The following is a 16,740-nucleotide window of genomic DNA, read 5'->3' on the forward strand; positions in this document are numbered from 1 at the left end:
CTATAAACTATAGATACGAGAGAATCTACTTTAATAGCCTACATATCAAAAAAATCTAGCACATCAAGCGGTTTTTCCATTTGGAGAAAGTCATGCTTTCGCTTTGAAGGTTGTGTTGTTCCTTCTTGTAAATACCAAGCTGCTTGAACCGCTTTCATCCCAAGTTTTCTAGCAGTTTCCAACTCATTACTACCTCCATCTCCAACATATATACATTGCTCTGCCTTCACAGAAAAGCCCTCCATGCATCTTTGGAAAATCTCCTCTTCTGGCTTTTGGATCCCTTGTTCAAACGAAAGATAAACAGCATCAAAATATGGAAAGAGTTCACTTCTTCGGATTACATCAGCTTCCTCAGAAAAACAGTTACTTATCAACCCAACCAAAAATCCCCTTTTTCTCAATATTGAGAGCATTGGAATAATTTCAGAATGTAAATGTCTAAAACACTCTTCCTTTGCCGCTATACGTTTTTCTACAATTTCCTTTAAAAGCGTTTCGGAGTAACAATGATTCTCTCTAAGAATTATTTCCAATGCTTCCTCTAATGTCAATTTCCCTATAGAGCGTTCCTGTTCAGTCGGACGCCAAAGTAACTGAAATTTATCTTCTGGAATTCCTGCATCCTCCGCCATCTGTGTTCCAAAATATAATGGACTATGATAGTGCGTAATTAACGTTTCAAACATATCAAAAATTACTGCTCGCGTCATTGTTTTTCCTTCCTGTAAATTCCTGTTTTTCACCTCGTTTTTATAATTATAGCACCACAGAAAATGATTTACTACAAATGCTGTGATGCTTCTTCCACCATGGTAGAGGTCATAACAAATTCATATTCTGATTTTCGCATTTCATATTCCCAATACAACATTGCACTGGATCCTATCCCTCTTCTATGATAGTTCCAGTCTACATATATCAGATTGAGAAACGGAATTGTATCCCAGAACAAATTGTATCGGAAATTCATTATCTTCCTCAATAATATAGCATTGATTAACTAAGATTTTATTCTGTATTCCTTTTGACTCAAATGCTTATCTAGCGTAAACCAAAAATCTTTATCCGCAAGCGTTGCATATCTCATATGGAACATTACATATAGCCCCTTTTCACTCAAATCCGTATTCTTAATCTTGCCATTCTTCTCTTTTCTTCATCCTTTTACGTTCTTTCCCCTTTCCATAAAAAGTAAAAAGAGCCAGAATGCCTATTTGAACTAAACATCCTCTCATGTACGCATTAAAGCAGCACGTTCAGACTTTGCTCTGATTTTGCTGTCACCATACTGACTACCCCATATTTAATCATAGAAGTAGTGTAATACTCCTCCAATCTTCCATTAGCATATTTTTATATTATCCAAAATTTAGTTCCAGAACTTTGTTAAGTAATCTATTCTCTCATTCCAATCATACCCAAGATAACTATTTAACAGTATTATTACTTCATCTACATCCAAAACAGTTATTCTTGGATGTAAATCTTTAAGACAGCTATTAACTTTCACAGTAGTGAAAATAATACCTCTACTTACATCTTGGTCTTTCATTACCACACCAAAAAAGGCATTAACTGTTTCTGCTTTAATGCCGTAGTTTTATATCTTTTACACTCAATATAAAGTTTTTCCCCACCATCCGCATTATTTTTTCCCGCTACTACATCTTTCCCGCCATCTCTTGTTGCTGGTGTCAATATACAATCATATCCCATAGAACAATATAATTTGTATATAAGTATTTCAAATTCTCTCGGTCGCAAATTGAGAAGTATTACCTCTTTATTCGTACCATTCTTAATAAATTTGGCTTCAATAATATCTATACATTGACCTATCCCGATTAGTCTATAATCTGGCATCATAGCACATTCAGCAGCCATATAAAGATTTAAAGCTTTAATAGCTTCCATAGGGCTAGTTCTAATTAATTGTACTATCCATGTTAACCCTTCCCACGCCTCATATTCATTAATCAATCTATAATAATATTCCGTTTTATCTAAATGCATTCCACGTTCTTTACACCATCTAAAATATTGAGTATCTTTATACAGCATAGCGTTATCTTCATCCATAGGACGATAATATGAATGCAATAAACATCGCAATATGTTTAATACTGTTTCATCAGAATATTCAGCAATATTATCTAATAGGAATTGATGTGCTTCAACAACTGGTATGTGTTCAGTTAAATAATTATATGAAAACAACTTTTCTAACCATAAATCAAATTCTTTTTTATTCACTTATATCCTTCTTTCTACTATTTTCATTGTAAAGTCGTATGAACTCATCAGTAACTTTTCTCAAAAATCCTTGTCAACAGCAGTAGCTAAAGTTTCATCATTATATCGGGCTGCTTTGTCTCATTCATTTCAGTTAATGCAATTTCATCATATAATGCCTTCATCTCCTCATTGGCAGAAAAAATCTTCTTATTAAGCCATTCAACTTCTTTTTCATTTAGCATCATATCATTCCTAGGAAAGTACAAGTTTGCTATAAGCATTGAACTAAAGGTACCAATTGGCAATAAGACTTCTTGTTTTTTATAGTCTTGGAAGCACCTCGCTAACTGTGTAATAAAATATTTTTTCAACTGCATAAATAGAATTATTTTTCCAATCGCAATACTGGTAAAAATATATTTTAAATAACTTGTTTTTATTAAAATTAATTGATGCTAAATATTCCTTTTATGATTATGCACTACTTTGTTATCTATGTAATATCCGTATCAGCCATCCGTTATTATCCCCTTATCATATGCGATTTTTCTACAAGCACGGTCCAAAGCGTTTCCAATAAATAAAGCTCAATATGCATATCAATGAAGAAGTTAACTTTATTGACAGGCTAATCTACTGGCTCGTTGCCAGACACAAACATTTAGTTCTTATGCATTTAAATATTGTTTTTTGAATGATTCAATTTTTAAAAGAAATCATTTCCCAGAACCTGCGTAGGAATTTGACACTCAACGGAATATTTAAGGATTTCTCTCTCCATGTTGCTTTCGCATTTATTACCTAAAATAATACCTTTTAGCGACAAACCAACATCAGAATAATTAACATTAATACCCTTATGTCCCACATAAGTTTTAATATTTTGTGCCACCTTCCCCTGGTTACATTCTTCCTTATCAAATGGAGAATATAATATCCTTACTTCTTTCTCTTTGGTAGAATCTAACATTCCATTGTATGGGTTTTTTACTACAAACGGTAATAATGCCATTGGGTCATTATAATCTATTCTACCAAAAGAATTATTTAGTGATTTTATGATTAAACTTGAAAAATCTATTATATTCTTTTCTATATAATCTATTGGAAATAAAACATCCAAATTATTTACGTAAAATATAAGACATATTCCATTTCCATAATTAGCATATTCACTCCACATATATTTATGGTATTCATATGTAAAACTACAATTATCATATACTTCCACCATAATATCAAATAAATACTTTATAAACTCTGGAGACTTGTTAGTCTCTCTGGAAACTTGTATAATATCGTAATTAATTTCAAATTCTGTCTTATCATTTAAATACTTATAGTAACTGAACCATAGAACCTCATCCTTTAATGCGTTTAATTTAACGTTATTTAAAGAATAATTCTCATCAAATTGAATAAATTTATAAATTGTATTATTCTTCACAACAGATTTCAAATACTTCAATTTATATTCAGTTGCTTCTCCATTAGTTTTCTTAAAATATTCATCATAAAAATTCATATCAATGAATCACTCCTTAAAGGCACTGAATATGCTCATCTTAAGTAATGGCATTCAATACACTTTTTAATTCGTATTTTCTTTACTCTCATTCCTAACTAAAACCGATAATACCATTAATGACACCAAAAACAACAAACATAAAGGCATTAGTAGTTACTTTACAAGAAATATATATACTATAGGGACAATATCTTTCGAACATGATATTAATATGATTAAACATAGCTATATTTTGCATATTAGCTGAATCTTGTAAATAATATTGCTGACTCTAAAGTTCCTAATAAAACAGAAGATAAAAGAAAGAAATATTACACACGCTATCACATATAGTAATATATTCCTTTTTCTTTCCTACTCCCTTCTCCAGCCATTTGCGTTTTCTGATAATACTCCTATTTCTTTAATGATTTCATATTTTATATCAGCCATCTATTCTCACTCCGTATTTATAATTTTCTTTGCTTTCCTTCTCTTTCCTCTTCAATCCCTTGCATATCCATTAACTGACTATTGTCCATATGTTTATAATCTAATTTCACATATTTTTCCATATTAACTGTTTCTCAACTCTCCAACATTAATTTAAAATTATTATCTAATATACTCATATATACCTCCTCAACAATCAAAAACCCATTTCAAAATAACGGTATTTATATGCATGCATTTTTTAAATATCAAAAAATTCTTTAAGTGTTCTATACTCCGAATTATCAAATAAATCCAATTCTCCGTTCGTTCCAATCTTAATATTATCCCTACATTTCTTTAGCCTAGCTAACATTGGAATAATTATCGTTGTCCCATGATTTATAAAATCGTATAATTCCTCAACTTTTGATGGAATTTTATATCCTTTAGGGGAGCTTGCAATTATTACGCCTTCATCTCGAAGCTTTGCTATTATCCGAGTTCGAAAAAATTGCATCGTCACTGCTTTTCCGGTTCGATATCTAAGATTTCCTATAAGCTCCTTAGTAGATATGTATTTTCTCGTATCATTATTTAAGAATCTAAAACACAGATACTTTAATACAATGACCTGATATACTCTTCCCTCATCTGTCGTTTCTTCATATCTATGTAAAAATCCTTGAATGTGGCGCAAACATATATTTGATATTTCAATATCATATTCGTCTGATATACCTCCCTTTTCAACTACATATTGTGATATGCCTATAGGGAATTGCTCTAACCGTATTATTTTCTTCTCCAACATTTTTATATAATCGGGAGCTTCGTTCTGTTTATCCCGTTCATATACATAGGCTAAAGTTCCACTTATAAAATCTGCTAGTTGGATTAAAACACTACTTTTGCTATTTTCAAAGTAGAATTCTCGTTCTCCAAATAAATCCGGTATATCTTCTTTCTCCTTTACATAATTACAAAAGCCTTTCATATATTCATTTCCACCAATTTCATCTGCACATACAACAAGCTTTTTAAATGCATACCTTAACTCCTTATGAACCAAATTATTTACAAATTTATAAAATGACTCTTTATACATTAGCCCGCTATCTTCATAAATCTTTTGTTTATCAACAACAACAGAAAATATTTTAAAATCGCTGTTTAATACTTCGCGAAGTATGGCGTTTCTTCTCCTATGATTTTTACTTACTGAGGAAGATTTCATTTCCCCCGTCTGAAAATACTTTTTACGAATACCCTCAATTTCATTCTCAACTGTGCTTAGATTATTCTCAGTTACCAATATTGCAGTTACAATAAAAAAAGTAGATACCCCATCACTCTCAAAATTGAATCCATGATTTCCAGATTCATCTGTAAATGCGTATATCAATTCCATATCTCACTCTCCTTTATATCATGTTCCTGTTAAAAAATCCTTCTTTACACTCCCTACTTCTTCTTTTAATGAGTTTTTCATATATTTAAACATGTTTTTCATGTGCTTGTTTAATTCTTCATTCACATTTGAGTCATATTTAGAGAAATACTCCAATCGTTTATATATAAATAGTGTGGCATCCTTTACAAGTTTATAGCATTCCTTTTCGGATCTTTCATCTAGAAAATCTTCTCCTTCAACTGTAACTACATTTTCAAAGATTTTTGTATAAACGAATAATACCAGCACTCTCACCAATAGAGCATTCGTTTCTTTAGAACAGGTGAATGCTCCATGTTCATTTATATAGCAGGCTAATATTGAGAAATTACAATGCGCATAATTACACATGTAAGCATATAAATCTGTGAAATAGGATTTATCCTTTCCTAATTTCAATTTGGATGGGTCTCTTTGGATAAACTCTATTATTTCATTACTTAATCTTTCTTTCGCAACCCCATCCTGATATATGACTTTTCTGTGCGCTATTAACTGCGGAACAAATATGAAATCATTCAATAATTTTGCATCATAATTCTCATCAATATATCTACTAGCTAGATATCCTTCGAACATCGTCCTAAGTAAAATCATGACATCTTCCATATACCCTTGATGCAGTAACATTCGTATAGCTTTAAGTGATTTTGTACTTTTGGTAAAAACAAAATATTGAAAGTCACTTATAAAATGAGCATCTGGTTCTCCACTTATAAAAGCATTATATTTTCCATATTGAAAACATGCGTACTCAACAAAATCGGTTCCTCTTAGCAGATACCGATTTAAAAATTTATCACATGCTACTATTAATCTATTCATTTCTTCCTTACTCAATCTCTCACCCTTTCAAACTATCTAACCTATTATACTAAGAATAGTACAACTGCTACCAATTTTCAACATTTTATTATTACTGATAACAAAAAGTTTATTATTTCCCAGGAATAAAATTATTTTGTATCCCAAAAATACAATAGATAAGCCAAGATAACAAACAATCTCCATCACCTTGACTAATTATCTATCTTTATTATTGCTACCTATCAAAATGACTTAGCAATATTCTGGATGCATTTCCATATAATCCAGGGCCGTTATTCCATTTTCAATATCCATTCGTAGGGATAATCTCATTTATCCTCTAACGAAACTCCTCTTCATCCATTATTTTCTCTCAACAATTTTCCGAGGAAGCTCATTTCTCCTTCTGGTTTTCCTTTATTCCTTCTTCTATTTTTTTCTGCTTTTCTTTCATTCTACTCTTAATTTTCTTCCTCATAAAATCGGAAAAGACCGGAGAAGCTTGAAAACAGGGTCTTCTGTGATGGTTTTTGCGGATATTTTCTTGGTTTTTTCTGTATTGAATTGTTAGAAGCTACGCGTGGTCAGGTCTGAAATGGGTAAAAAAATAGACCTGAGACGGGGCGGTCAAACGCCCTATCTAGGTCTGAATCTTTAGATGCTTTCGTATGATTTTTTTACTTTTTCTACTTGTCGACAAGGATAAACAGGCTTGCCTTTTGGATAAATTACCATCCCCGTCGACAACTATTTATTAATAACAAACAATAATACCGCCTTCATTTGCATATAGCGAACTAATTCCAGCTGTATCACAAATAAAGAAATCTTTGAATGGTACACGTTTCATTATCTCATCTTTAACAAAAACTGCTCTCTCATAATTATTACAATGTGCAATTGCAAGTGTACGATTCGCAAAATTCGTTGCATCTTTTTTTATTAAATCAGCCATTAATAATAAAGTCTTATTAATACCTCTTGCTTGGTCAATTTTCTCGATTGTACCTTCTTCTGTGCCTCGCATTACAGGTTTAATATTAAGTGCACTGGCTATAATCGCTTTTATGTTACTAAGTCGTCCATTTTTTCGTAATGTTTCTAACGATTCTAATACAAATTTTGTTTTCAAATTATCACGGAATTCATTCGTTTCACGAACTACCTCTTCGAAACTCTTGCCTTCATCTTCTAACTGTTTTACTTTTAAAGCAATTAAAGTTTGAGCTACAGAAGCTGATCTTGAATCAAAGACTTCTATTTTTTTATCTGGATTTTCTTCTAGATATAAACGCTTTGCTAACATAGCGCTATCATAGGAACCGCTTAATTTTGAGGATAATGTAACAACGTATACATGATCTTCTGGACCATCAAAGGCTTTCATATAGGCATCTGGAGAAGGACAAGAAGATTTTGGACAATTTGGACTATCTGCCATTCTTTTTAGAAAGTCTTTCTGATCAAATGTATTATCATCTGTAATTAAATATCCATCTATATCTATACATAAAGGCACTATTTGAAAATGGTTGTCCTTTTTTATTTCTTCATTCAAGTCTGTACAACTATCACCAACAATTTTATAACTCATATTCATTCCTCCTAACTACAGTAACCAAAACACAACATTTAAAGTATTAGTAAACTTTATTATGTAGTTTTAATTACTATATATAATAGCATATATTCTTATATTGGTCAATCAAAACAATATCTTAACATTTATAACATTCTATGTAACTTTCCAGTTATCATCCTATAATAAATAATACCCCATAAAGTATTGTTTTAAACATACCTTATGGGGTAGCATATTTATTAATCAAACTAAACTAGTTAGCCATTTTTAACATGATTTCATTACTTCTGTTAATAAATTTTGTCATAGCTTCAGCTTCTAATGGTTTGTGGCTCAAGATAGCTAAATCATATAGTTGTTCACAGAAGATTGATACATCATCATCTTTGTGTTCGAAGATGTATTGAACCAACTTGTTGTTTGCATTAAGAATTAAAGTCTCGCTTGAACCAAACATACCTGGGTCCATTCCATACATATTATACATCTTCATCATATCTTGCATTCTACGGCTTTCTTCTGAAAGAGTTACCATAGAAGAAATGTTTTCGTTCTTTAACTTCTCAACTTTAACTTCAAGTTTTTCTTTATTAAGAACTTTTCTGAATAACTCTGTTAAAGCATCTGTCTTTTCTTTTAACTGATCTGTTTCTTCACCTTCGGCCACTTCTTCTTTAAAGCTTTCTGTTAAATCAGCATCAATTCTTTGGAAGTGAAGCTGATCATCTTGTTGTTCTAATTGAGAGATGAAAGGTTGATCGATATTATGTGTTAATACAAGAGCATCGATTCCTGCTTCTTTAAACATATTAATATATTGACTTTGTTGTTGTAAGTCAGTAGCATAATAGATCTTATCATTTGCTTTTTCTTTGTTTGCTTCAATATATTCAGGTAATGTAATATATTTACCTTCTAAATTCTTGAAGATGATGAAGTCTTTCATCTTATCACGGAATTTTTCATCTTTTAAGCAACCGTATTTGATGAATGGGCTAATGTCATCCCAGTATTTTTCATAAGATTCTTTTTCAACTTTGTACATACCTGTAAGCTTATCAGCAACTTTCTTAGTAATGTACTCAGAAATTTTCTTGACGAAACCATCATTTTGTAACGCACTTCTTGATACATTAAGTGGTAAATCTGGACAATCAATAACACCTTTTAATAACATTAAGAACTCTGGTATAACTTCTTTAATATTATCAGCGATAAATACTTGGTTATTATATAATTTGATTGTACCTTCTACAGAATCATATTCTGTATTGATTTTAGGGAAGTATAAGATACCCTTTAAGTTAAATGGATAATCCATGTTTAAGTGAATCCAGAATAAAGGTTCTTTGAAATCATGGAATACATTACGATAGAATTCTTTGTATTCTTCTTCTGTACAATCATTAGGATGTTTTGTCCATAATGGAGTTGGATTGTTAAGAGGTTTTGGTCCTTTATCCTCCTTCTTTTCTTCTTCTGTTTCTGTATCTTCACTATCTACTTCGCCATCTGTACTCTCTACTGCATTTCCATCTGCATCTACTTCAGCGTCGATTACTTCTTCTTTTTCTTCTTCAACTGGAGCGTCTGCATTCGTAAAATAGATCTCTACTGGCATGAAGGAACAGTATTTCTGAATTACTTCTTTTGCACGATATTCGTTAGCAAATTCATAACTATCTTCGTTTAGATAAAGTGTGATTTCAGTACCTCTTGTCTCTTTGTCACCTTCTGACATCTCGAATTCAGTACCACCTTCTGATTCCCAATGAACACTTGCTGAACCTGGTTTGTATGATAATGTATCAATGGTAACTTTATCTGCTACCATGAATGCAGAATAGAAACCTAAACCAAAGTGTCCGATAATTTGTTCTTCGTTTGTTTTATCTTTGTATTGTGCTAAGAATGCCTCTGCACCTGAGAAAGCGATTTGATTAATGTATTGTTTAACTTCATCAGCAGTCATACCAATACCATTATCGATGATTTTAATTGTTTTGTTCTCTGGACTAACGATTACATCAAGGCGATATTTCTCACCATCAGCTTCTTCGAATTCACCCATAATAGATAACTTCTTTAACTTAGTAATTGCATCACAACCATTTGATATAAGCTCACGATAGAATATATCATGGTCTGAATATAACCACTTCTTGATTATTGGAAAAATATTTTCTGAATTAATGGATAAGCTTCCTTGTTCTCTACTCATTACATTCTCTCCTTTGATTATTCTCTAAATTATGAAAAATATGATATGCAAACTTTTAATTATCATTCATAACAATGACTCAATGTCACTTACTGATAATAATATTAATACGGGTTAAATCAAAAGTCAAGAAAAAATTAGCACTCATCTAAAGTGAGTGCTAATAAAATTAATTACGTTTAACAAAACTTGACTTTTCAATAATAAGTTTTCCTTTATTATAGGCAAAAGTTACTTGAATATCATGAGTAGACCACTTATCAAATGTAGCAAAAGTACCTACAAGATAAGGAAGCTCCCCTTTCGACTCCACTACTTTCAATACATACATAGGATATTCAAAATCTTCTCCATCGAAATAATCGTATCCTTGTTTCATCTGTTCCTCATCAATATCAACTACCACATCTATAGGGGCTTCTTTGGCAAGTTCCAAGCAGGTAACATGATATGAGTCCTTCTCTTTTTCATAATGTAGGGTAATCTTTGGACTGTTCTGGTTTTCCTTGTCCATGGCATTTTCAATAACTGTTGGCCACTTCATTCGCTCATATCCATTTTCTATCTTTTCAAAGATTAAGTTTTTACCAAAGGCACTAGGGTCTGTACTGGTATCATAAGTGAAAGATGTAATTATTTCATTGACTCCGTCACCTGTTAGATCAATCCCTTGTATATGAGGGATTCCTGTTCCGATGCCTGTTATCGTGATTTCATCACCATTACCAAAGGAAATACGATAGTTATCTTCATCCCCATCTGATACATACTCATGATAGACACGATCCGTCTTACCATCCCCATCATAATCTTGATTTATAAAAGATTTATATTCTGACCAGGCTGTACACTCATCAAGCCACCCTGTATATCTCACATGCCCCAAAATTGATTGGTTATTCTGACTATATTCTCTGGAAATTTTTTTCGCAAAAGTCTCCTCTTCCTCATCATTTATGTTTTTCCTGTAACAACCTTCTCCTTCCTCTACCAAATTAAGTTTGTTATCATTTATCTCATAAGTTTTATAAGAAAAGCGAATAGAATCCTCTGATATAGAAGCAATATTGATATGTAACAGATTATTCTCTATGATAATGTACTGATATCTTCCATCTGGGTTTTCCTGTTCCAGAGTCCTTAAAATCTCTTCTCCGTTTTCATAATCAGCTACTTCCTCTCTTGACAAATCCGATCCTTTATACGGTACAAAATTACCGTCTTTGTAATAAAATATATAGTTTTTGTGCGTATGACCAGTGAAAATATCTGATTCTATATCATAGTCCAAGTCATATTCTGACTGTGCACAGATAATTGTATCGCCCGCTACATGTTTTTCTTCCCCATATGGAATTTTACTTACTGCCTTATTATCCGTAACTCCATATACATTTGTTAGAATTGGATTTCCTTCTATATAAGAGACAAGAAGGTATTTCATATTATCACTTTCAAAGGTTTCCTGCTCCTCCTTTAGATACACGTCCTCTAACAAAAGTGTCGTATCTCCTTCTTCCGATATGAACCATAAATCCCCATATAAGTATCCATCCATGCTGCCTTCCTCAGATACATCTTCGGTTTTACCAATCTCCACAAAAGCCTCTTCTTTCTTATCACCTTCATAATCTTTCAAGAAACATACACTCTTTGCATCTTTATCATATCCGCCTGCTTTTCGTACTGCTTCTATAGCACTGTTTTTTGTAAACTCTTCTCCTTTAGGATTACTTAAGAAACAAACAACCAGTAAAATAAGAATCCCCATTGCACTAAGTATAATCCAAAAGGGTGCTTTCTTATAATTCAATACATGTTTAATCCTTGATTTCACACCATCTTCTCCAAAGGAGGTAAGAGAACCAACCGTTCGATTTTTCATTATACCCCTTCCTCCCGTCGCTTCATTAAGCAATGCGTAGGAATAAATCTTCTTACTCTCCTCACCCATCTGGTTTACCACTTTCTCATCACATGACATTTCACAATCTTTATTCATTAAATAAAAAGCCAGCCATACAAATGGATTGAACCAGTGAATACATGAAATTGCTAGGGCAAGTGGTTTAATCAAATAGTCCTTACGCGATAGATGTACGCCTTCATGACATTGAATGACCTTTCTATTCTGTTCATCTAATCCCTCTGACAGATAGATTGTAGGATGGATAATACCAAACACAAAGGAAAGATGTTCTCCCTTTACTTCCTTGATACCTTTTTCAACTTCTTTTGCTTTCTTAATCCTGATCTTGAATCTCCAGTAAGATGCGATATGATAGACTGCAAGAACGATAACACCTGCAAACCATATGTATGAAAGTATTGTGAAAGTTACATTATTATCCCTGTTATTTCGATTTTTATTTCCTACAGTGTTAGTATTTTCCCCTTGATTCTCTATCAAATTACTTTTTTGCTTCTCAATCAAGTTGCTTTCTTCATTCCTATCTGTTTCAGAACCGTCTAAATTGCTTTTTTCACTCAAATCTGTACCAGAGCCATTTAAAAGCAAATTTTCGGATTCATTTTTAGTAGTACCCGCTGTTACTACATTCGCATTTTCTTTCGATACTCTTTGCTGTGCTTGCTCTGATACCAAGGTTTCTGGAATCAAGCTAAAACGGCTTTCTGGAAATACTGGGCATATCAGACGAATGAAAACAATCGCCCAAAGCATATAGGAAAACCTCCTTGGAGCCTTACTAAGCAATAGTCTTGCCAACAAGACGATGAAGATGCAAAAGGTTCCTGCCAAACTTAATCTAAGAACTGTTTGTAATATCCCACTCATTATTTATAATCCTCCCTTTATTAGAACATGGCCTTTGATAATTGCGAAACTCTTTGTAGTGCATAAAGATATATCAAGTGTTTTTCTCTTTGTAATCTTCTATCATTTGTTGGATTTCAGAAATCTGTGCATCACTTAGCTTTTTGCGTTCCATGAACGCTGCAACCATCTTGGGCAAAGAACCCCCGAAAGCTTTTACCACAAACTGTTCTCCCTGAATTTGCAGATATTCCTCCTTCTTTACAAGAGAGGTTACCACAGAATTCTCATTTTTACATATTTCTTGTTCACATAACTTTTTCAGAAATGTATATGTAGTGGACTTCTTCCAATCGAACTCCTTCTCACACAATTTTACCAATTCACCGCTTCTTATGGGTTCTCCCTTCCATATAATCTCTGCGAACTTCAATTCAGCTTCTGTCATCTGATACATGAGATGAACCTCCTTTTACATTTTCATATCAATTATACAAGCATAAAAATAGGTCGGTAAGTTATAGACCTTGTATTTAAAGTCTATAACTTACCGACCATAATGTCAAACAAAATTTTGTAAAATAGGATATACTTACTATTTTTAAGTATATCCTGATCATATTATTCTTCTTCAAACACAATTTCAAAATGTTTCAAGAATCGTTTCATATTACTATCCCACTCTTGTTCTACTGTTTTATCCATAGTAAACACTTTCATGGATACCCCTGTAATAAGATGAAGGTTTCCATTCTCATAACGAATATTAAGATAAAGGGAACCGATTTGAGACAAATCAAAACTCGGTAATGCTTTCTCAATAATTTTCTTCGTGTTAGCAGGTGATAGAATAAGTACAATTTTGAACATCGCTGGTACTTTCTTACCTTTCATAAGCGAAAAGGCAATTGGCTTAATCTCCGACCACGTAGAATATTGTCTATCTTCTAGTGTTTCTTTCTCCTCTTCATCGTACCAACCAGTATTCAATTTACCATTAATTTTAAATTGATTATAAGTAATAATTTCTAATTCAGATAATAAAAAATTATCAAAAACATTCTGAATTAGTAAATGATTCATAAATGATTTCACATCAACAACATGTAAAGAGACCATAATCCTCCCTTATCTGTAACTATGCAGACAAAATCCTGAATAGTTACAACTTGTTTTTTATAATAATAATTCGTATAATGTAACTTATCGGAAGCAAAACAAGCACGAACGTAGTGAGTATTTGTTTTGACCCGATAAGTTAGTGAAAAACCGTAGGTTTTGAACTAGATAGCTATAGTATACCACAAAGTCACTTTTCACAAAACATAAATATGCTTTGAGATTCAAAGAATAAACAGTATAATACACTTATTAACTCAAATCATAACTATAGATATGAAAAGAAATAACCAAGAATTACGGAGGAAATAAAAATGGATTTTAAAAAAGATGCATTAGAATTAATGAATTTTATTGAAACAGCAACTTCACCATTTCATGTAGTAGCAAAGAGTGCTGCTCATCTTCAAGAAAATGGATTTGTTGAACTGGATATGAAACAACCATGGACATTAGAAAAAGGAGCAAATTACTATGCAATTCCTTATCCATCAACACTATTTGCTTTCAGCGTTGGTGAAAATACTAAGGATTCTTCTAACTTTAGAATTGTAGCTACCCATACAGATCACCCTTGTTTAATGATTAAACCACTTGCAGATATGACAAGTAATGGATATCGAAAAATTAATACAGAAATCTATGGTGGGCCTATCTTAAACACATGGCTTGATCGTCCTCTATCCATAGCAGGTCGTGTAGCGATTGCAAGTGATTCAATTTTTGAACCAGAGATGCGTTTTATTGATATGAGAAAACCTGTTCTTACAATTCCAAACTTAGCAATTCATATGAATCGTGAAGTAAACAAAGGTGTAGAACTTAACCGTCAAACAGACATGTTACCAATTATCGGTCTAGTGAATGACAATCTTAATAAAGACGGTTACTTTATGAACTTCTTAGCCAAAGAACTTGGCGTTGAAGCGGATAAGATTCTTGATTTTGAATTATATATTTATAATTCAGAGAAAGGACAACTTATTGGTGCAGAAGAAGAATTCATCTCTTGCCCACGTCTTGATAATCTAACTTCTACTTATGGCGCTCTTCGTGCAATTACAAGCGGAAACCGTAACGATGGAATTAATGTTATTGCTTTATTTGACAATGAAGAAGTTGGAAGTAAAACAAAACAAGGTGCAGATTCCACTCTTATGACTATGTTATTAGAAAAGATCTACGAAGGACTTGGGTTCTCACATACTCGTTGTTTAGAAGCTATGATGCGCAGTATGCACTTGTCTGTTGACGTTGCTCATGCCATTCACCCAAATCATTCAGAAAAAAGTGATCCTACTACATTCGCTAAATTAAACGAAGGTATCGTTATCAAGATTAATAATAATCAAAAATACGCTACAGATTCACAAGCGATTGCTGCACTTCAACAATTATGCGACTCAGGTAATGTGAAATACCAAAAATACGTGAATCGTTCTGATATTGCAGGTGGTGGAACTCTTGGTTCTTTAGTTTCCTCACAGATTCCTATGTTAACAGTTGACCTTGGAATCCCAATGCTTGCAATGCACTCTGCAAGAGAATTAATGGGCGTAAAAGACCAAACATATATGAACCAATTACTTCGTACGTTCTTTACTGCTTAGGTTGATATATTGAATGCAAAACTCTTTATATGCTTTCATAGCTTCTTAGCTGGCGTACTATGACACGAAACACGCTACACATCTAACTACTTCTAGGTGTGTACGGGTAGGATCTGCAAAAGGTACGGAATCGCCTTCGATTCGGCTTCCTGCCTCAGCTCAGGCTGGCTCGGCCTCCTTGCCTCGCCTTCCTAGGGTATTCAGTACACACTAAGAAGTACTATAGATGTTTCGCTATCGTTTCTTAGTCATTGTACGCCAGCTAAGAAGCAGATTTACTTTAATGAGAGTTTTGCTTTGTTACTTTATCGATATACGAGTATAAGTAAGTTAATGAATAAATGAACATCATATAGCCGATACCTACTCCTTGAAATTTTCAAGTTGCAAGTTTGAGTTATTAAATTTAACTAAAACCATCGGCTAACAAACCAAGTTATTATATCTCTATATAATAACAAAACATAGCAATCTACCGGTATAATTCGTAAAAATCCGTTCATACTGATAATAAAATCCTTAGGTATTTACCTAAAAAGTTCAGTGTGAAAGGAGTTTTACCATGAGAGCAAGCAGTGAAGCTTATATTAATGTAGCCTGTCATTGTAGCGAATATTTACCAGTTCCAATGAATAGTATTTCTAACTCTAGTATTAATGATAAAAAATCTTGTGTTACTTGTCGTCACTTTGATACGGATAGATGTTTCTGCAAGATTGATTTATATGACCGTATTGTTAGAAATCATCAAATTGATGAAGACGAGTAAGTTTAGATGATTAAATTTGTTAGTCTATTCAATCATAATAAAAAAACAATCTTAAAATCTTGTATTTGATATAGCGATATTAATATTCGCCAATGGTACAACTTTTTAAGATTGTTTTTATATGATTACATTGCTAACATCGAAATTGCATACAATATCAGCAATTGCAATGTATAGAAAACATAGAAAAAATATCAGGGCTCGTATATAACGAAGAAAATGCTAA

14 protein-coding genes are annotated in these 16,740 nt (G+C 32.5%); 2 read left to right on the top strand and 12 right to left on the bottom strand.

Features of this window, described 5'->3' with window-relative positions; genetic code table 11:
* Positions 1-38: 38 nt before the first annotated feature.
* From ACW2QF_RS06920 to ACW2QF_RS06975, 12 genes are all read right to left on the bottom strand, one after another.
* A complete protein-coding gene (locus ACW2QF_RS06920) occupies positions 39-713 on the bottom strand; it encodes an HAD family hydrolase (protein WP_455715266.1) in 675 nt (224 codons plus the stop codon).
* A gap of 659 nt (positions 714-1,372) precedes the next feature.
* Positions 1,373-1,555, bottom strand: a complete 183-nt coding sequence (locus ACW2QF_RS06925; protein WP_455715267.1) for a hypothetical protein — start codon at positions 1,553-1,555, stop codon at positions 1,373-1,375.
* The gene (locus ACW2QF_RS06930) at positions 1,555-2,256 is read right to left on the bottom strand and encodes a restriction endonuclease (protein ID WP_455715268.1); all 702 of its coding nucleotides are present in this window, start codon (positions 2,254-2,256) and stop codon (positions 1,555-1,557) included. Before ACW2QF_RS06930 ends, ACW2QF_RS06925 begins: the two co-directional genes overlap by 1 nt.
* Positions 2,257-2,342: 86 nt before the next feature.
* Complete coding sequence (locus tag ACW2QF_RS06935; RefSeq protein ID WP_455715269.1) at positions 2,343-2,615, bottom strand: hypothetical protein; 273 nt, start codon at positions 2,613-2,615, stop codon at positions 2,343-2,345.
* A 329-nt stretch (positions 2,616-2,944) separates the two neighbouring features.
* Positions 2,945-3,763: a DUF2971 domain-containing protein gene (locus ACW2QF_RS06940; RefSeq protein WP_455715270.1), complete on the bottom strand. Its 819-nt coding sequence runs from the start codon at positions 3,761-3,763 to the stop codon at positions 2,945-2,947.
* Positions 3,764-4,439: 676 nt separating this feature from the next.
* Positions 4,440-5,588, bottom strand: a complete 1,149-nt coding sequence (locus ACW2QF_RS06945) for a DUF3800 domain-containing protein (protein WP_455715271.1) — start codon at positions 5,586-5,588, stop codon at positions 4,440-4,442.
* A gap of 18 nt (positions 5,589-5,606) precedes the next feature.
* On the bottom strand, positions 5,607-6,455 hold the full coding sequence (locus ACW2QF_RS06950) for a DUF5677 domain-containing protein (protein ID WP_455715272.1): 849 nt from the start codon (positions 6,453-6,455) through the stop codon (positions 5,607-5,609).
* 736 nt (positions 6,456-7,191) lie between these two features.
* Positions 7,192-8,031 carry a DegV family protein gene (locus tag ACW2QF_RS06955; RefSeq protein ID WP_455715273.1) on the bottom strand — a complete coding sequence of 280 codons (840 nt, stop codon included), beginning with the start codon at positions 8,029-8,031 and terminating at the stop codon, positions 7,192-7,194.
* Positions 8,032-8,272: 241 nt separating this feature from the next.
* Entirely contained in the window at positions 8,273-10,240 is a 1,968-nt protein-coding gene (htpG, locus tag ACW2QF_RS06960; RefSeq protein WP_455715274.1) for a molecular chaperone HtpG, read from the bottom strand.
* Between the two features lie 169 nt (positions 10,241-10,409).
* Positions 10,410-13,037, bottom strand: coding sequence for a M56 family metallopeptidase (locus tag ACW2QF_RS06965; RefSeq protein ID WP_455715275.1), 2,628 nt, complete (start codon positions 13,035-13,037; stop codon positions 10,410-10,412).
* A 73-nt stretch (positions 13,038-13,110) separates the two neighbouring features.
* On the bottom strand, positions 13,111-13,473 hold the full coding sequence (locus ACW2QF_RS06970) for a BlaI/MecI/CopY family transcriptional regulator (RefSeq protein WP_455715276.1): 363 nt from the start codon (positions 13,471-13,473) through the stop codon (positions 13,111-13,113).
* A 164-nt stretch (positions 13,474-13,637) separates the two neighbouring features.
* Positions 13,638-14,135 (bottom strand): DUF5721 family protein, encoded by a 498-nt coding sequence (locus tag ACW2QF_RS06975; protein WP_455715277.1) that lies wholly within the window; start codon positions 14,133-14,135, stop codon positions 13,638-13,640.
* A gap of 314 nt (positions 14,136-14,449) precedes the next feature.
* Here ACW2QF_RS06975 and ACW2QF_RS06980 point away from each other — a divergent pair, with 314 nt between their 5' ends.
* Together ACW2QF_RS06980 and ACW2QF_RS06985 are read left to right on the top strand one after the other, a co-directional pair.
* Positions 14,450-15,745, top strand: coding sequence for a M18 family aminopeptidase (locus ACW2QF_RS06980; protein ID WP_455715278.1), 1,296 nt, complete (start codon positions 14,450-14,452; stop codon positions 15,743-15,745).
* 562 nt (positions 15,746-16,307) lie between these two features.
* A complete protein-coding gene (locus ACW2QF_RS06985; RefSeq protein ID WP_455715279.1) occupies positions 16,308-16,514 on the top strand; it encodes a hypothetical protein in 207 nt (68 codons plus the stop codon).
* Positions 16,515-16,740 lie beyond the last annotated feature (226 nt).

The organism is Anaerosporobacter sp. (assembly GCF_965301125.1).